At 54.5% G+C, this 17,632-nt stretch carries 17 protein-coding genes and 1 pseudogene; 9 read left to right on the top strand and 9 right to left on the bottom strand.

Annotated elements, in window-relative coordinates; all coding sequences use genetic code 11:
* Positions 1 to 6: 6 nt before the first annotated feature.
* Positions 7 to 582 (bottom strand): hypothetical protein, encoded by a 576-nt coding sequence (locus R6U90_RS12575; protein ID WP_410353032.1) that lies wholly within the window; start codon positions 580 to 582, stop codon positions 7 to 9.
* 373 nt (positions 583 to 955) lie between these two features.
* Between R6U90_RS12575 and R6U90_RS12570 the strand changes: the two genes are divergently transcribed.
* Positions 956 to 2,455, top strand: a complete 1,500-nt coding sequence (locus R6U90_RS12570; protein WP_410353031.1) for a GGDEF domain-containing protein — start codon at positions 956 to 958, stop codon at positions 2,453 to 2,455.
* A gap of 44 nt (positions 2,456 to 2,499) precedes the next feature.
* Here R6U90_RS12570 and R6U90_RS12565 read toward each other — a convergent pair whose 3' ends face one another.
* The 4 genes from R6U90_RS12565 to moaC all read right to left on the bottom strand — a co-directional run bounded on the left by R6U90_RS12565 (position 2,500) and on the right by moaC (position 6,149).
* Positions 2,500 to 3,201, bottom strand: coding sequence for a hypothetical protein (locus R6U90_RS12565; RefSeq protein WP_410353030.1), 702 nt, complete (start codon positions 3,199 to 3,201; stop codon positions 2,500 to 2,502).
* Positions 3,202 to 3,461: 260 nt separating this feature from the next.
* The gene (locus R6U90_RS12560) at positions 3,462 to 4,883 is read right to left on the bottom strand and encodes an HDOD domain-containing protein (RefSeq protein ID WP_410353029.1); all 1,422 of its coding nucleotides are present in this window, start codon (positions 4,881 to 4,883) and stop codon (positions 3,462 to 3,464) included.
* 92 nt (positions 4,884 to 4,975) lie between these two features.
* Entirely contained in the window at positions 4,976 to 5,662 is a 687-nt protein-coding gene (gene mutH / locus R6U90_RS12555) for a DNA mismatch repair endonuclease MutH (RefSeq protein WP_410353028.1), read from the bottom strand.
* Positions 5,663 to 5,666: 4 nt separating this feature from the next.
* Entirely contained in the window at positions 5,667 to 6,149 is a 483-nt protein-coding gene (gene moaC, locus R6U90_RS12550; protein ID WP_410353027.1) for a cyclic pyranopterin monophosphate synthase MoaC, read from the bottom strand.
* Between the two features lie 97 nt (positions 6,150 to 6,246).
* On the opposite strand from moaC, the gene R6U90_RS12545 reads away from it, so the two are divergent.
* Positions 6,247 to 6,480: a MoaD/ThiS family protein gene (locus tag R6U90_RS12545; protein ID WP_410353026.1), complete on the top strand. Its 234-nt coding sequence runs from the start codon at positions 6,247 to 6,249 to the stop codon at positions 6,478 to 6,480.
* 1 nt (position 6,481) lies between these two features.
* The gene (locus tag R6U90_RS12540; protein WP_410353025.1) at positions 6,482 to 6,919 is read left to right on the top strand and encodes a molybdenum cofactor biosynthesis protein MoaE; all 438 of its coding nucleotides are present in this window, start codon (positions 6,482 to 6,484) and stop codon (positions 6,917 to 6,919) included.
* A 257-nt stretch (positions 6,920 to 7,176) separates the two neighbouring features.
* Here the strand turns inward: R6U90_RS12540 and R6U90_RS12535 are convergent, their stop codons facing one another.
* A complete protein-coding gene (locus R6U90_RS12535; RefSeq protein ID WP_410353024.1) occupies positions 7,177 to 7,734 on the bottom strand; it encodes a metallophosphoesterase family protein in 558 nt (185 codons plus the stop codon).
* A gap of 43 nt (positions 7,735 to 7,777) precedes the next feature.
* Positions 7,778 to 8,326 (bottom strand): inorganic diphosphatase, encoded by a 549-nt coding sequence (ppa, locus tag R6U90_RS12530; RefSeq protein WP_410353023.1) that lies wholly within the window; start codon positions 8,324 to 8,326, stop codon positions 7,778 to 7,780.
* Between the two features lie 215 nt (positions 8,327 to 8,541).
* On the opposite strand from ppa, the gene R6U90_RS12525 reads away from it, so the two are divergent.
* Together R6U90_RS12525 and R6U90_RS12520 are read left to right on the top strand one after the other, a co-directional pair.
* The gene (locus R6U90_RS12525; protein WP_410353022.1) at positions 8,542 to 10,548 is read left to right on the top strand and encodes a sodium-translocating pyrophosphatase; all 2,007 of its coding nucleotides are present in this window, start codon (positions 8,542 to 8,544) and stop codon (positions 10,546 to 10,548) included.
* 158 nt (positions 10,549 to 10,706) lie between these two features.
* Positions 10,707 to 11,336: pseudogene (locus R6U90_RS12520) on the top strand (adenylate kinase); the annotation flags it as partial.
* 636 nt (positions 11,337 to 11,972) lie between these two features.
* Here R6U90_RS12520 and R6U90_RS12515 read toward each other — a convergent pair.
* Together R6U90_RS12515 and rnd are read right to left on the bottom strand one after the other, a co-directional pair.
* On the bottom strand, positions 11,973 to 13,127 hold the full coding sequence (locus tag R6U90_RS12515) for a phospholipase D-like domain-containing protein (RefSeq protein ID WP_410353021.1): 1,155 nt from the start codon (positions 13,125 to 13,127) through the stop codon (positions 11,973 to 11,975).
* 77 nt (positions 13,128 to 13,204) lie between these two features.
* A complete protein-coding gene (gene rnd, locus R6U90_RS12510) occupies positions 13,205 to 14,359 on the bottom strand; it encodes a ribonuclease D (RefSeq protein WP_410353020.1) in 1,155 nt (384 codons plus the stop codon).
* Positions 14,360 to 14,448: 89 nt separating this feature from the next.
* On the opposite strand from rnd, the gene R6U90_RS12505 reads away from it, so the two are divergent.
* The 4 genes from R6U90_RS12505 to R6U90_RS12490 are packed head-to-tail and all read left to right on the top strand — an operon-like array spanning position 14,449 to position 17,632.
* Positions 14,449 to 14,988, top strand: a complete 540-nt coding sequence (locus R6U90_RS12505) for a hypothetical protein (protein WP_410353019.1) — start codon at positions 14,449 to 14,451, stop codon at positions 14,986 to 14,988.
* A 29-nt stretch (positions 14,989 to 15,017) separates the two neighbouring features.
* On the top strand, positions 15,018 to 16,397 hold the full coding sequence (gene mpl, locus R6U90_RS12500; protein WP_410353018.1) for a UDP-N-acetylmuramate:L-alanyl-gamma-D-glutamyl-meso-diaminopimelate ligase: 1,380 nt from the start codon (positions 15,018 to 15,020) through the stop codon (positions 16,395 to 16,397).
* 5 nt (positions 16,398 to 16,402) lie between these two features.
* Positions 16,403 to 17,029: a flavin prenyltransferase UbiX gene (locus tag R6U90_RS12495; RefSeq protein WP_410353017.1), complete on the top strand. Its 627-nt coding sequence runs from the start codon at positions 16,403 to 16,405 to the stop codon at positions 17,027 to 17,029.
* A gap of 24 nt (positions 17,030 to 17,053) precedes the next feature.
* Positions 17,054 to 17,632 (top strand): LON peptidase substrate-binding domain-containing protein, encoded by a 579-nt coding sequence (locus R6U90_RS12490; RefSeq protein WP_410353016.1) that lies wholly within the window; start codon positions 17,054 to 17,056, stop codon positions 17,630 to 17,632.

Genomic DNA, 17,632 nt, shown 5'->3' with positions numbered 1-17,632 from the left:
GGTTTATCAGGATCCGTCTGAATTTATCGACCGTTTCTCCGGTAATTTTAGTGTAAATATTTCACCCAGCACGCGACGGATCTGGTTGATGGTCACATGGTTGGCTTCGGCTGCATCTTCCCACTGACTGCAGACAAGTCGATAGACATCGGGCTGTCGCCCGGAGCGTAGAAACATTTCAGTTGCGGTGTTGACATGAGAGAGACCTCCATCGCTGTCGCCCGGTGTAAGGCCCGATATAAACCGGTTGTGTGCCAGCTGAACGGGCTGCGTGGCATAGTCATCCCAGCGTACCACTTTATGAATCACAAACGTGTCGGGCTGAACGATTTTGGAAACATCCTGCATGCGTAGTGTCTCGAATTTACAATGTGGATAATAGCGGTCCAGGTTCGATTCCTTTTGTTGCTTGCCATTTTGAAACCAGAGGCTGACCGTCCGGGGTGGCAGGGTCAGCGGTTCATGCAGGATCAAGGTGGACTGCACCGGCACCCCTGTCAGTGGCGAGTCGGGTGAGAAGGGCGGTGCCTGGCATGCGCCAAGCAATCCCAGCAGGGGGAATACCAAAAATAATCGTGACATGGAACACCTCCGCACAGGGGGCAGGGGGTTAGGGAAAACCCGTAAGTCTGTAATCCATTATAGCGGTTTTGAAACGTGCGGTAGTGATCGGTTCAGTTTGTTAAAAGCCACAATTAAACAAAATGTTTACGAAGTTGGTCCAAGTGCTTGTAACGCTAAAGTCATCAGCCGGGTTTTAATCCATAATATGTTGAAAAAAGAACTGCTTGCGCCAGACAGGCGGATCAGATAATTTCAGTCAATCATCTGGCCAACTGATTGTTTTCCAGCGATTCAGTAATGGCATGTTGTTACGGTTAACAGTGTCATGCGGGCCTGGTGAGATTGTTCGGGGGATCACAGAAAAGCAAGACCAGACAAATTAGGGACAGTGATGTCAGCACCTGATAACAGAGGCGTCGATGCGCTGATCGGAGTCAAGCCTGACGGGGAGAAAGCCTCTGTCTACTCCGGCGCGGCCGGCCGCGTTCTGAATCTGCTTGACGATCTTAAATCGTCGACCTCTGGTATGGTGCTATATCAGCATGTGGAGCGCATGCTGAGCGAGCATGAGCAGGAACAGAACAATCGTGATCAAATCCTGCGCTACTGGTTGCGTTCGCTGCTGGATGTTTATTCCAAGCATCTCAGTCCCGGCAGTTCAATGCACTTGCATGTCAAGCTGCTGCAAAAACAACTCCGGTTGCCTCATACCAGTCATGAGCTGAAAGAGCTGCAACGGCACATAGATCTGTATGCCCTGCATATTTCCCGTATGGAGCTGATCGACGAAGCTGTATTACGTCGAGCCCTGCAGCCGGTACTTTCTTATTATAGTGATGATGACGCTAATGATAGCGCTTCTGGTGAAATTGCAGCACAACAGCCGAACGGGAAAGAACAGGACGAAGAAATCCCGTCACCGCAACACGAGTCACAACGCCAGTTGATTCAGAACCTGATTGAAGAATTGTTACCCCGTAACGATCAGTCGACTGAACAGGAACTGGCTTCCAGGTACCGTCAATACCTCAGCACTCAGCACCGGCAGGCGGAAAAAGTTCAGGCCAAGCTGATGCAGCATATACAGGAGACGATTGACGAAAATAAACAATTCGGTGACATGCTGGAGAATGTCAAGCTGGGTCTGGCCGAGGCCGAGGAGATTGATGACATCAACCTGTTACGTCACAGCCTGATGGAAGACGTGGAGAAACTTGGCGGTGCATATCAGGGGTTGCTGGGAAAACTGGCCGAAGCCAAGCAATATCTGAAGATGATTGAAACCGACAGTCAGCAACTTAGCGAGGAACTGGCCCGGGTGCGCCTGTTGAGTATGACCGATGAACTGACCGACCTGCCTAACCGGCGGGCCTTGATGCGCCGTCTCGAGGATGAAGTGGGTCGCTCACAACGTTACGGCTTTCATCTGGCCGTGGTCCTGCTGGATCTTGATTCTTTCAAAGCCGTTAATGATGAATATGGACATGTTGTTGGTGATGCGGTGCTGACCTGCTATGCAAATCACATCCTGACAACGTTTCGGCATCACGATATGGTTGCGCGTTATGGCGGCGAAGAATTTGCCGTGATCCTCCCAAATACAGATCTCGATGGGGTTTTGTCAGCCTTGTGCAAGGTACAGGAAAAAGCCGCCGAGACGATATGTCACTGTGGAGAAACCGATGTCCCGGCACCGACCTTCTCGGCCGGAGTAGCTTTGTTGAAAGAGGGTGATAATATCGAGTCACTGCTCAAACGGGTAGATGATGCGATGTATGAAGCCAAACGGCTGGGACGCAATCAGATTATCGTGGATCGACACGACCGTTTGCGTGTACAAAGCGCCGGAAACCAGGCTGAAAGCCGGGCCGGGGCGGGAGATCTCAGCTAATTCGTGATACCTGTTCGTCGCCGGCGTCCCCGCTAGTAGACTATTCAGTTAACCGGCAGTTTTTCCCGTACTGCTTCGCGATCAAACCACCAGTCATCCTGAACCAGTACATCGATCACCGTGGACAGGCGGGGCAAAAAGGCTTTGGGGTCTTCCAGCTCCAGTTTCTTGAGCCACATATCCATCTGCTCCTGTGATTCAACATTACTGTGTCGCCGGGCAACATCCGCCAGAACCTTGGAAGTCAGGAATGTCAGGCTTTCATGTTTGTCTTCCGGTGTCCTCAGGTCGGCGATGTAATGAGAGGTGATCGCCGCCACGGCGGCACCATCAGAGTCCTCCGGTGTTTCATCAATGATATGATTGAGCATGGCAATCGTTGTCTGCGGCATGATGGGAAAGGTCACCGCCAGCCAGACACCCTGCCCCAGCGCTGAAAGCGAATCTGGCTGTTCACACTGGAACAGGACATTGCAGGTTTCCACCGCTTCCTGCCAGGCTTCATTGTTTAAAAATGTCTGGATAATTTCGCGTCCTTCTGCCCAGGCCTCATCCTTGCGCTCCAGAGCCAGCAGCAATTCGGCGACATCCAGTCGGGCGCGGGCGCGGTCCAGACTGGATGCAGTGTCCGGCAATTCGGCAACGTGCTGTTGATGCAGCTTGAGTTGATCTTCCAGTGACATTTCAGGGTTCGACGCCATCGCCCGGTTACCGAACATGGCTTCATCAATATCAAACTCACTCATTGCGAACTCCCGCGCATTCTTTGTGTGTATCGGTTGTATCAGGGGATTATTATAAAGGTTAGCCAGCCGATTTTACAGAGACCGATATTGCCCCCCTGTCGTGCGATGTCTGCCCGCAATAGCCTGATGTTTGTCAGGCGATTATTCTCCATTCAAACAGGCCCTGACGAGAGAGGGGACGTGCACGTGTGCTTCTGCCAGTGATGCTATTGAATCAGGGAGATTATTTCTTGCTGTCACCGGATGTTACGCAGGGCACATCATCCGCCAGCGGAGATATAATCGATGGCCATTTTTGCCTGCAGGTAAAAGTGACGGAAGCTTTCGAATGTATCGGCGTCAAGCTTGCGGGCGCTTGGGGCGCGATCAGCATAGAGTATCCCGACAGGTTTGCCTCTGATGGATATGGGACAAGCCAGACAAGCCGGGGTATCGACAACGGCGAGAAAGTCCGGGGTTAACGGTGAACCGGCGGCTTTTGTCTTGCAGTCCCTGATCCAGACCGCGTCGTTTTGTCCGAACAACCAGTTGAAGAAAGGTGTCTCGTCCAGATTGAACACAAATTTTTCGCTGAACTGCCGGGTGTGTTCACCCAGGGCATACTTGGACCGTAATAGTGTTTTGTCCGGACTGAGGATAGCGAAGAGGGTGCGATCCATGCCGCAACCCCGGTATATACCTTCCAGAACCGTTTCCAGAATCAGGTTGATACTGGGTTGTTTCTCCAGCATGCGTGATAGATCGCGTAAAATACTCAGTTGCAGGATCGGATCGGCAACCGGATATTTATCTGCTGGCTCCTCTTCCTCGCTGGGTGAGTGGAGGTGTGGAATCGGCAGGTATTCGGTAATCGAGCCGGCGCCGAATAGCCGGGCAATTTCCACCGCATCCTGGGTATTTGCCTTCAGCCATTCACGGGTCTGCCGGGGGTTCAAGTCCAGGCGTTGTGCGATTTGTTCAATGCTGTTTTGTACAGACGGATTGTCCCAGCCTTTTTCAGTTTCGGTCGAGAGTTTGTGACTGTCAGTGATATCGCGGACTCGTGGGTTTTTTAAAGAAGGATTGTTAATCGCACTGTGCAGAAGATCGCTCAGGTGCCAGTCCTGGGTAAGTGCTACGGTAAGCTGTTCAAAGGTAAAGCCCAGTACCTGTTTTTGAGCGGCCCTGGGTGACAGCCCCTCTTTTTCTATCAGCCGGAGTATCTCTTCCCCTTCTTTACCGGCAATACACCAGAAAGCCATCTCGCCCAGGGGGTAGAGCAGGGCCGCAATAAATACTTCTTCCGGCGCATCATCACCGCGTTGCACAGCCATGGCCCGGGCCTGTACTGCGGCGTGAAAGGCGCGTGCCATGAGTTGAAAAATGTGCTTCTGTCCCTTGCGATTGAGCAGCGCCTCGATCACCGCGAGAGTCAGGCTCAGATCACGCACCATGTTAAAACCGATGAATACGATCGCGCGACTGACCGTGTTGATAGGTGATCCCGTCGGGTTGTAAGTCGTGCTGTTGGCAATTCTCAGGATGCGAGCGGTAAGGGATGCGTCCTGCAAAATGACCTGGGCGAGGCGAGCAGTGGAACTGTCTTCGTCACTGACGACATCATGGATGGCATTAATAGTGTAACGGAAAATCGGCAATTCCTGTTGCTCGATAAGGTGAATCCAGTGTTTCAGTCCGTTCATAGACAGCCAGGCCGATGGTGAATGAGTTGGAAAAAATATCTGTAATCTGAACGGTTATCGGCAATATGGCGCGATTCCTGAGTGCGCACCGTTCAGGTGCGGGCATAGTGGTGTTCCAGGATTCGCCGGGTAAAACTGGTGCGCAAATAAAAACCACGCGGCAGGGTCTGACACAGGTTGCCATCGCTGTCATGGGCGGCGGTGAGAATGCGTGAATGGGCGGCCTTGGGGCGAATCTGCAGGTATCGGCCATGACGGGCTGAGAGCTCTTCCCAGCGGCCCAGGCAAATCAGTTCCATCAGATCTTCCCAGTCATCGCGCAGAAGGGCTTCCTCTTCGCTTGAGGGAGACCAGAGCAGGGCCGTACCAATGCGCCGCCGATGAAAGGGAATATCGGGATTGGCTTCGACCGGTACCCACAAGACCCGCTGTAATTTGAGCCGCAACCAGGAGCGCTCCCAGCTTAGCTGCTGTGTGTCATGCATCGGCACGGTACAGACATAGGTGGACTCGCGGGGCTGACCAGCAGCATTCAGTGGCAGGCTTTTGAGTTCCACCCCCAGTTTTCGAAAGTCCGGTTCGGGTAACGAGGTCGCGTCGGCGCCCAGCGCTTGCTCCAGTAGCTGGCCGAGCCAGCCCTTGGCGCGACGCTGGTCATCCGGAACGGGTTCGCCCAGATTTTTGGCCAGCTCGGCAAAGTGAAGACCGGCGAGCTGCCGGCTACGTTCGAGCAGTTGCTCGATCGAGTCGGGCGGGCCAACCGGTGAGGAGGCTGACATGGACTCAGGCCGGCTGGCTTTGCCAGTGACCGGACTTGCCGCCCTGTTTTTCCAGCAAGCCGATATTGTGCATGCTCATTCCCCGATCCACCGCCTTGCACATATCGTAAATGGTCAGCAATGCTATCTGGGTCGCGGTCAGCGCTTCCATCTCTACCCCTGTCTGACCGCGGGTTTCAACCGTGCTGCGACAATGCACGCAATGGTTTTTTGGATCCGGGATCAGTTCCACTTCCACGTGGGTCAGCATCAGCGGGTGGCAGAGCGGGATCAGATCGGCGGTGCGCTTGGCGGCCATAATACCGGCTATGCGGGCAATACCCAGCACATCGCCTTTTTTGTGGCCACCGTCGATAATCAGTTGCAGGGTTTCTGCTTGCATCCGGATCTCGCCGCCGGTGACGGCGAGCCGGCGGGTGACGGATTTGTCCCCGACATCGACCATGTGGGCGTCACCGTCCTGATTGAAATGGGTCAGTTTGCTCATAAATAGTAGAGACTATCCAGTTGGGGCTGTGCCAGCATCCATGATAGGCTGCCCGCCCTGTCGGGGCAATCCTGCCCCCGCTTTCGGTACCGAAACCATGACGATTGAAGTGAAATTTTTCGCCAGTTTGCGAGAACAGATCGGACGCAGCGAGGCCCGACTGGATGCCAGTGAGCCACTGTGCGTGGCCGAGGTCTGGGCGCAAGCCACCGGCAACGCCGAGTTGCCGGTCAACGTGTTAATGGCACGGAATATGGAATATGTCGATTCCGCGACGCCGGTACGCGATGGCGACGAGGTCGCCTTTTTCCCGCCGGTCACCGGGGGTTGAGATGCACAGCGAAATCCGTGAACAACCCTTCGAGCCCTATGCCGAGCTGTTGCAATACCAGCAGACCATGCAGGCGGCCGGACGCTACGGCGCGACGGCCGTGTTTGTCGGCAGCATGCGCGACCTGAACGAGGGCGAGACCGTCATCGCCATGCAGCTGGAACATTACCCGGGGATGACGGAAAAGTACCTGCAGCGCATCAGCCAGCATGCGGCCAGCCACTGGAAGCTGCTCGACAGCCTGATCCTGCATCGGGTCGGCAGGGTCGAACCCGATGACGCCATCGTTCTGGTCGCCGTCTGGTCCGCGCATCGCAAGGACGCCTTCGAAGCCAGCCGCTATCTGATGGAAGAACTCAAATCCAAAGCGCCGTTCTGGAAAAAAGAACAGACCGCTGAAGGCGAACGCTGGGTCGAAAACAACACCGCCGGGTATTAAAAAGATCTCAACGCAGAGGCGCAAAGGCGCAGAGATACACAGAGAGATAATTAAAAATATACCAACCGACAATGGCGAACATTAAGTTGGATTCAATTCACTGACCCTTTTCTGTGTCGTTCAGCGTATTCAATGTTTCGGTGGTTATCTTCATTTTGAGCAGGGTCACGCAAGCTATCGCCAGCGCGATCTGCACAATCAATCTTTTCTCTGCGTTCTTTGCGCCTCTGCGTTGGGTTTTTCCAGCTACAGGGACATCAGGTATGCGGGGTGACGGAGGCTTTGTTGACTTGCAAGCTTTCGTCAACCGGGACAGGCAGGATGTCGAATTCGAGGGTATCGAGGTTGCCCATGGCATAGGTGGGTTCGGCGCCGATGCCGCCCACGGTGCCAGGGTTGATGTACCAGGTATGACCCTGGCGAATATTGACAATCGGTTCGATCCGGGCGCGATGGTCGTGGCCGCAGCAGACCAGATCCCATTCGCCGGTGGTGGCCATGGCCCGGGCGTAGTGGGGGTAGTGCACAATAAAGATTTTGCGTCCCCCCAGCTCGATGCCGGCGTCCTGACCGTGATAGTGGATCAGGCTATCAGGATCGTGGGAGAGCCGGGCCATGCTGTACATGTCGCCGGTATTGTTGCCATGAATGACATGCACCGGCAGTCCCACGGGATTGAGAGTACGCAGGGTGGTGGGGGCGACCACATCACCACAATGCAGCACGACTTCAGCCCCCCGCTGTTTGCCCTCCTCGACCGCGGCCCTGAGCAGGAAGCGGTTATCGTGACTGTCGGAGACAATACAGACTTTCATGGCAGAAGCGCTTTGGTCAGGTTAAGACTATAATGTCGATGTATCAGAAGCAGGGTTTTTCCGGGGCGTTGTTATAACGCTCGATGGAGTCCAGAATCTCCTGATGAGCGGCCTCTTTGTCGCCCCAGCCGTCGATCTTGACCCACTTACCTTCTTCGAGATCCTTGTAATGTTCAAAAAAGTGGGCAATCTGGTCGAGTAGCTGCTGTGGCATGTCTTCAGGGGTCTCGGCCTTGTTGTAGAGCTGACACAGCCTGGTAATTGGCACGGCCAGCAGTTTGGCGTCAGGACCGGCTTCATCGGTCATTTTCAGAATCCCGATGGGACGACAGCGTACCACCGAACCACTGATGACCGGCATGGGAGTCACCACCAGCACATCCACCGGGTCGCCGTCCTCGGAGAGAGTATGGGGAACATAACCGTAGTTGCAGGGATAATGCATAGCGGTGTTCATGAAACGGTCTACGAACATGGCACCGGTGTCCTTGTCCACTTCATATTTGACCGGATCGCTATGAGCGGGGATCTCGATGATGACATTGACGTCGTCGGGGATATCCTTGCCGGAATTCACTCTGTCCAGATTCATTGCTCAAGCCTCGAAATAGGTTGATTTGGCCGCCGGGGTGTATAACCGGCCGGGAAATTGGCCGGGGCCACAAAAGGTGCCTATTCTACCAGCACCGACGCCAAACAGAAATGCCGGCCATTGTCAGGTGCGTAGTCTTTGGGTAATGTGGAAGTGTCATATTAACGTACCTGTAATAACGCATAATAACCCTAACAATAGAACAGGAGGCAGGTATGTCATCACTTATCTGGTTACCACCGATCATCGGCATTTTCGGTCTGGCGGCCGCACTCTTGGTTTTTTATCGCATCAGTCGCTACCCGGCAGGTGAGGGTCGTCTGCTGGAGATCGCGGGAGAAATCCATCGTGGCGCTATGGTGTTTTTGCGCCGCGAATACCTGCAATTGACCCTGTTTTCCGTGGTAGTTGCGGTACTCCTGTATATTTATCTCGGTGTGGGAACCACCGTTTCCTTCGTGGTTGGCGCGCTCTGTTCTGCCGGCGCCGGTTATATCGGTATGCAGGCGGCCACCTACGCCAATGTGCGCACCACTTATGCAGCCAATACGGTCGGCGCCGGCCGGGCCCTGAGCGTTGCCTTCTCCGGCGGGGCGGTTATGGGCCTGACGGTCGCAGCGCTGGGACTGATTGGTCTGGGAGGTCTGTTTGTGGTCTACGGCGGCGATCCTGCCGGCTCGCATGTGATTCACGGTTTCGGCATGGGGGCGTCATCGGTGGCGCTGTTCTCCCGTGTTGGCGGCGGCATTTTTACCAAATCGGCGGATGTGGGCGCGGATCTGGTGGGAAAGTTCGAGGCCGGGATTCCTGAAGACGATCCGCGCAATCCTGGCGTGATTGCCGATAATGTGGGTGACAATGTTGGCGATGTGGCCGGCATGGGGTCGGACATTTTTGAATCCTATTGCGGGGCGATGATCGCCACCCTGGCGCTGGCCGCGGTAATGTCCGAGGCAGCACTGACCCGGCTGGGTTCCCAGTCGACCCTGATGTTCCTGCCGCTGGCATTATCCAGCATGGGGTTGTTGTGCGTGCTGGTGGGGATCGCGGTAATGCGTCTGTACCAGAACCGCGGGGCCCAGCAGGCGATTCGCTATTCCCTGCTGGGAACCGCCATGCTGTTCATGCTCGCTGCCTGGCTGGTGATTAGCGCTCTGGGGGTCCATATCGACGTCTGGTTCTGTGTGTTGCTGGGCGCCGCGGGCGGCATGGTGATTGGCCTGTCCACTGAATACTATACTGCCGGCAAGCCGGTGCAGCATCTGGCTGAATCCTCCCGGACCGGTGCGGCCACGGTGATCATTACCGGGCTGGCGACCGGATTTCGCTCGGTGTTGTTTCCGGTATTGAGTATTGCGTTGATTATCTACCTGGCCAGTCACTGGGTCGGTTTGTACGGTGTGGGGATCGCGGCGGTCGGTATGCTGGCAACCGTCGGCATGACCATGGCCATCGATGCTTACGGACCGGTGGCGGATAACGCCGGCGGCATTGCCGAAATGGCGGAACTGGGCGAAGAGACCCGGGAGATCACCGATACACTGGATCGGGTGGGCAACACCACAGCAGCTATCGGCAAGGGTTTTGCGATTGGCGCGGCGGCGCTGGCGGCGCTGACGCTGATTACTGCCTATATCCAGACGGTGTCCCATAACCTGCCCGATTTCAATCTGAATCTGGCCCGACCAGAGGTACTGGTGGGCATGTTCATTGGCGGGATTTTTCCGTTTCTGGTCACTTCCATGACGATGACGGCGGTGGGCGACGCAGCCTATACGATGATTCAGGAGATTCGGCGTCAATTTCGGGATATCCCGGGATTAATGGAAGGTACCGCAAAACCAGATACCGATCGCTGTATTACGATTGCCACTGACGCCGCGCTGCGCAAGATGCTGTTACCCGGCGGTATGGCTGTGGCGGCGCCGCCACTGGTCGGTTTTCTGATTGGCCCCGAAGCATTGGGCGGGATGCTGGGCGGCGCGCTGGTCACCGGTGTATTGCTGGCGCTGATGATGTCCAATGCCGGGGGGGCCTGGGATAATGCCAAGAAGTATATCGAAGGGGGCGAACTGGGTGGCAAAGGATCCGACAGCCACAAGGCCGCCATTGTGGGGGACACGGTAGGCGATCCGTTCAAGGACACTTCGGGGCCTTCAATGAACATCCTGATCAATGTGCTGGCCATTGTCAGCCTGGTGATTGCGCCGTTGTTGAGTTAATCAACGGGGTCAAAATTGCGGCGGATTCACATTGACTTGACCCATGTCAGGGATTAGTTTTAATCAAAATATGTATACAGATGGCAGTCTGTTAACGACAGGAAATTTCAGCACAAGCCTGACTCATGACAAATACAGCCAATGGAGTATAGAAAACAATGAGAATCGTATTAATTGGTGCGCCGGGGGGCGGTAAAGGCACCCAGGCCAAACTGCTGGTAGAAAAATACGGCATACCGCAGATTTCAACCGGGGATCTGCTGCGCGAGGCGGTCTCCAAGGGAACGCCGCTGGGTATGCAAGCTAAGGCCGCGATGGATGCAGGTCAGCTGGTTTCCGATGATATCGTACTGGGCATGATGCGTGAGCGTCTGTCGCGACCCGATACCGACAAGGGCTTTATTCTGGACGGGTTCCCGCGCAATACGGCCCAGGCCGAGTCCCTCGATCAGCTACTCGGGGAGATGGGCAAGCCGCTACAGGTCAGTTTGTTGATCGATGTGGATATGAATATGCTCGTCAAACGTTTGACCGGGCGCCGGACCTGCAGCTCCTGCGGCCAGATGTACAATATCTATTTCTCCCCGCCGCGCATCGAGGGCGTTTGCGACAAGTGCGGTGGCAAACTGACCCAGCGCGAAGATGATAACGAGGAGACCATTCGCAAGCGCCTGGAGGTTTATCAGGAGCAAACCGCCCCGCTGATCGAGTACTATCGTCGTCAGGGTAAGTTGCGTACTGTTCAGGGCGTGGGTGAAATCAGCGATATTTTCGCCGCGGTGGAACGTATCCTGGCCAGCCTGCCCGGTACTGAATCTACGGCCAAGCCAGCCCCTGAACCTCTCAAGAAAGGACCGACCAGCAAGAGTGGCGGTAAGAAGAAAACTGCCAAGAAGAAAAGTGCCAAGAAAAAAGCAGCTGGCAAGAAAAAAGTCGCCAAGAAAAAGGCCGCAGCTAAAAAGAGCAGCAAAAAGAAAGTGGCCAAGAAGAAGGTAGCCAAGAAGAAGGTGGGGAAAAAAGCGGCGAAGAAGAAGGTCGCCAAGAAAAAGGTAGCCAGGAAGAAAGCTGCCAAGAAAAAAGTCGCCAGGAAGAAGGTCGCCAGGAAAAAGGTCGCCAAGAAAAAGGTAGCCAAGAAGAAAGCTGCCAAGAAGAAGGTCGCCAGGAAGAAGGTCGCCAAGAAGAAGGTCGCCAAGAAGAAGGTCGCCAGGAAGAAGGCCGCCAGGAAGAAGGTCGCCAGGAAAAAGGTAGCCAAGAAGAAAGCTGCCAAGAAGAAGGTCGCCAAGAAGAAGGGCGCCAGGAAGAAAGCTGCCAAGAAGAAGGTCGCCAAGAAAAAGACGAAGAAGAAAGCCAAGAAGAAAAGCGCCAGAAGGCGGCGCTAGGTGAAAAAGGGGGCTTCGGCCCCCTTTTTCATGCCTGATACCCGATTATTTTCGATAACGGCGTGCGACAAGCTCGATCAGCATAACCAGTCGGGCGGCCAGCCATTCCTGCAGCCGTTGGACTCTTGACCGGGCCAGCCAGCCATCGAGTGTGATTTCCAGACTTTGTGCAAAGTCAGTTTCAAATAATTGTGCCACCTGTGCGGCGAAATCCCTGGCGTCGATTTCCTGGTTCGCATCCAGATTCCACCGCTGGTTCCAACGGTCCAGATTGCTGGAACCGATTGTGCACCAGTCATCACACAGCCCGATCTTGGCGTGGGTAAAGCGAGGCTGGTATTCAAATATCCGGATGCCGTGCCGTAATAAGCGATGATAAAATCCACGCGCGGCATGGGATACCCAGGGATGATCGCTCAGGGGACCGGGCAGCAGCAGTCTGACATCGACACCTGCCCTGGCGCGACGAATCAGGGCACGACGAATCTTGCGTGAAGGTACAAAGTAAGGCGTGGTAAACCAGATGCGTTGGTTGGCATGGCGCACATTTTTGATAACAGCTCGTTTGATTTCCTGCAGGGATAATCCGGCAGAAATTAGCAGCCGACCTGATTGCTCCGAGCTGTGCTGTTGTCTGCTGCAAGCAGGTAAATCTGGTAATCGACCGGTAACCGTTTGCCACGTATGGGAAAATACCTGTTGCCAGTCGGCCACTATCGGACCTTCAATCTGTACCATTACTTCGTGCCAGGCCTGTTGCGAATCAAACGGCGGGGCAAAGGCGTCACTCAGGCCGGTGCCCCCGGTGAAGGCTTTGACGCCGTCGACCAGTAACAGCTTGCGGTGGTCGCGGCGCAGGCTACGAAAGAAGCGAAGATAATCAAACGGATTGTACCAGACAAGATTGATATCCTGGGCCAGCAAAACCTCACGGTCCAGAGGTTCCAGGAAGCGGGAACCATAGTCATCCAGCAGCATATAAACAGACACGCCGCGCTGACGGGCCCTGGTCAGTGCTTTAATAAAGCGGCGGGTGATATACCCGGATTCGACCAGATAAAATTCCAGCAAAATAAAATCTCTGGCCTGATTAATAGCCGCAAGCATTTTCGGAAAGTATTGCTCACCGTCCACAAGCAGGGTAAACCGGCAGCCGGTATGCCAGGAAAAGTGATCGCTTTGTTTAGAGGGTAGCGACATAGTTGATGGAACACCTGAAACAGGCGGCTTGCATACAGAGAATGTAGGCCGGGCCACAATGTTGTTGCCAACAGGACTCAGCTTGCGCTCTGGATTTTCAGCTGCCCATTGTCGATCCGAATAACTGTTTTACCTTCGAGCATATCCAGTAATGCTTGACCAGCAATATGTTCACGCCAGCCCTTGAGTATTGCCAGCTCACGTTCGCCTCTGACAAGACGTTCTATTTCCTTGCGATTGGCGAGTGTTGCCGGACTGATTTGGCTGTTGAAAGCCAGATACTTGAGATAGAGCAAGAGGCTGTCAATGACTAACTCCTGATCATGATCGGGGATAAATCTATCCCGGGTTTGCGGGAGTTCGGATTCGGGCATGGCTCGGGCCTGTTGGATCGCCGCGAGCAGCGGGTCACTATGTTCACGTACCACGGTCTCGGGCAGCCCGCGGATGGCGGCGAGCTTGTCCTTTTTATCAGGTAGTCGTTGAGCCAGGTTTAATAACACATCGTCACTCAGTATCCATTTGCGGGGCTTGTCCAGCTGCTGGGCGCGTTTTTCTCGCCACATGGCGAGACCCTGCAAGGCGGCCAGCTGCCGTGGCTTCAGTCGGCCGTGGCCACTGACTCGTTGCCAGCTTTGTGCCGGGTCATTTTGATACAACTCCGGTTGCGAGAGAGCGGCAAAATCCTCTGTCAGCCACGCTTCGCGGCCAAGCTTTTGCAGTCGGCGATGAATTTCCGGATAGAGCTGCATCAGGTAGACGACATCATCGGCGGCGTAAGTCAGCTGTTTGTCAGAAAGAGGACGCTGGGCCCAGTCAGTCCGGGCGTGTGATTTGTCCAATTGCACACCGAGGACCTTTTCGACCAGTGCGCCATAACCGATCTGATCGGCAAAACCCAGTAGCGTTGCGGCAATCTGAGTGTCGAACACCGGGGCGGGGATTCGGCCGGTGAGGTCATAGAACAATTCCAGGTCCTGACGACCGGCATGCAGGACTATGAGAATGCCCGGGTCATATAGTAATTCAAACAGGGGCTGCAAATGCTCAAGGCGCAGCGGGTCGAGAATGTAGACCTGATCCTCACTGGCGATCTGGATCAGGCAGAGCCGGGCATAATAGGTTTTTTCGCGCATAAACTCGGTGTCCAGCGCCAGCACCGGGTTGAGGCGCAGGATTTCGCAGGCCGCTTCGAGTTGCGGTATAGTCTCGATATATTGGTAATTTGACATGGGTGATGACACTACCAGTTTCACCCTATATTATCTACTGAATCAGAATCAGTTACACGCAGATAACAGACGTAAAACGGGTGGTTGTAATGAGTAACCGGTTATTGGCCTATGCCAGACCGCTGGTGGCGCGTTTCTGGGAGATCTGCCTGCTGCGCAAGGGGCCGGAAGATATACCCCATTCGCCGCCACTACTGCTAGTATTATTGCTCCTCGGTTATGCTGTCGATAATCTACGAGTCAATCTTCTGTTAGCCGGGGTGACTGCATGGCAGCTGGCTGGCATAATTATTTTGCACACCCTGCTTATGTTATCGATCACGGCCGGTTTGCTGTCGTTGTTCGGATACCGTGCAAGAATCGTTCAGACATTGACAGCATTGACCGGAACCGGGATTATTCTTTCGCTGTTGATGTTACCCTTGGATTTTATTACCCACCAGAACCCAGACAATCTTACCATGGCAACATTGCTTATCATGGCGATGCAGATCTGGAGTCTGGTGATTGTCGGGCATGTTCTTTCTCACGCTCTGTCGGTTCATCGGCTGACCGGTGTTATCATCGCAATAGGTTACCTGATTCTGGGCCTGGCGGCGTTTAATGCAATGCTTCCACAGGTAAGCTGAATCTAATTCGGAACGACACTGGACCACGCATGCATATTCACATCCTTGGTATCTGTGGCACATTTATGGGCGGTATCGCCATTTTAGCCCGACAACTGGGTTATACGGTGACCGGTTCCGATGTCAATGTCTATCCGCCCATGAGCCTCCAGCTCGAAGAGCAGGGGATTTCGCTGATGGAAGGTTATGAGCCGCAGCATCTTGAGCCTCGTCCGGATTGTGTGGTCATCGGCAATGCGCTGTCACGTGGTAACCCGCTGGTCGAATATATCCTGAACAGTGATATCCCCTATACGTCAGGCCCTCAATGGCTGTCGCAACATGTACTTGGTTCATGCTGGGTACTGGGCGTCGCCGGAACCCACGGAAAAAGCACCACCGCGAGTATGCTGACCTGGATGTTGGAAGCAAATAACCTTGAGCCCGGCTTTTTAATCGGCGGTGTACCGGCCAACTTCGGCGTCAGTAGTCGCGTCGGACGGGAACCTTTTTTCGTGGTGGAAGCCGACGAGTACGACACCGCCTTTTTCGACAAGCGTTCCAAGTTTGTTCATTACCGGCCACGAACCCTGATCATGAATAACCTGGAATATGATCATGCAGATATCTTCCCTGACCTGGCCGCTATACAGACCCAGTTCCATCATCTGCTCCGTATCGTGCCCGGCAATGGACTAATCGTGACCAACGATGCAAGTCCGGCTTTGCAGGAGGTTATCGCCAGGGGGTGCTGGACGCCGGTGGAAACCATAAACCATGCCGATGGCTGGTCAGCCAAACTGCACCATGAGGATGGTTCCACATTCGATGTGCAGTTTCAGGGCAGGGCGCAGGGGCGAGTTGAATGGCCCTTGTTCGGCTTACACAATGTGGAAAATGCGCTGGCGGCGATTGCCGCGGCGCGCCATGCCGGCGTACCGGCTGGTCTGGCCATTGAGTCGCTGAGCGACTTTCGTAATATTAAACGGCGTATGGAGATTCGCGGCAAGGTCAACGGTGTGACGGTGTATGACGATTTTGCCCATCATCCCACCGCGATTGCCTCTACGCTCAATGGATTGCGCCAGCATGTGGGCAAGGCGCGGATTATCGCTGTGCTGGAACCGCGCTCCAATACTATGCGTCTTGGCGTACAGCGCGAGGCCTTGCCGGCGGCGCTGGCAGAGGCGGACCGGGCGATTGTTCTGCACCCGGCGGGTTTATCATGGGATATTGCTGCTATATTTGATCAGGCCACGCCCCCGGTTAGCGTGGCCGATAATACTGAAACGATTATCGATCATATTCTGCAACAGATAGAGGGCGATACGCATGTGTTGATTATGAGTAACGGCGGGTTTGAGAATCTGCATCAGCGATTACTGGAACGCCTGAACATGACGAATATGTCCAATAAATATCAAGGCTGATTATTATGTCCGAATCGGTTAGACGCCCTGTCATACTGGCCATGACCGGCGCCTCGGGAGCGCCTTATGCCCTGCGTTTGCTACAGTGCTTGCTGGAAAAGCAACAACCCGTATATCTGCTGGTATCCAAGGCAGCGCAGATGGTATTGCAAATGGAGGCCGAACTGGATATTCCCTCCCGCCCTGCGGAGATGCAGGCCTGGTTTACCGAATATTATCAGTCTGCTCCGCAATTGTTGACGGTCTTTGGCAAAGAGCAATGGACCGCACCTATTGCCAGTGGCTCGCACAATGCCAGTCATATGGTAATCTGTCCCTGCACGACCGGCACGCTGGCGGCGGTGGCCAATGGCAATAGCGATAACCTCATCGAACGGGCCGCGGACGTGATGCTCAAAGAACAGCGTAAACTGCTCATGGTGGTACGGGAAATGCCCCTGTCGGTAATTCACCTGGAGAATATGTTGCGCTTGTCCCGCGCCGGCGCCACGATTATGCCCGCCAATCCCGGATTTTATTATCAGCCGCAGAGTGTCTCGGATCTGGTCGATTTCGTGGTTGCTCGGATTCTGGAACATCTGGGTATCGAACAGTCCCTGACCCGCTCGTGGGGCAATCCCGTCACCGAATGAGTTGCCTGAGCAGCCAGTAAATTGATGAAACTCACGATCCCTCTGTTTCCCCTCAACACCGTTCTGTTTCCCGGCGGTGTGTTACCGCTGCGGATTTTCGAACCGCGTTATCTGGATATGGTAAGCCAGTGTCTGCGCACGGATTGCGGCATTGGTGTCGTGTTGATTCAACAGGGGCAGGAGGTCGGCAAGGCTGCCGAAACCTGTAATGTCGGAACCCTGTGCAAAATCCGTTACTGGAATCGCCGTGTGGATGGCATGCTGGGCGTGACACTAGAGGGTGAGCAGCGTTTCAGTATTTTGTCCCGCCAGACAAACAGGGATCAGTCCATTCAGGCCGAGGTAGAGCTGTTGCCGGAAATTATCGGTGCTTCACTGCCCGAGACTCAGCAGTATCTTGCCCGTATACTCGACAATATTCTGGGTCAGCTGGAGCCCCCCTATTCAACACTGCAGAAGCATCTGGATGATGAGGATTGGGTGGCCTCGCGCCTGATAGAGTTGTTGCCACTGGATATGGAAGTCAAACAGCGTTTGCTCAGCGTCGATAATGCCAGCCAGAAACTCGCTGAAGTTGCCGCTGTTTTGAAGCAGCAGTCTTGA

Source organism: Thiohalophilus sp. (assembly GCF_046483665.1).
In the GTDB taxonomy this organism is placed as follows: domain Bacteria; phylum Pseudomonadota; class Gammaproteobacteria; order UBA6429; family Thiohalophilaceae; genus Thiohalophilus.
This window is presented reverse-complemented; position numbering and strand designations above follow the sequence as displayed.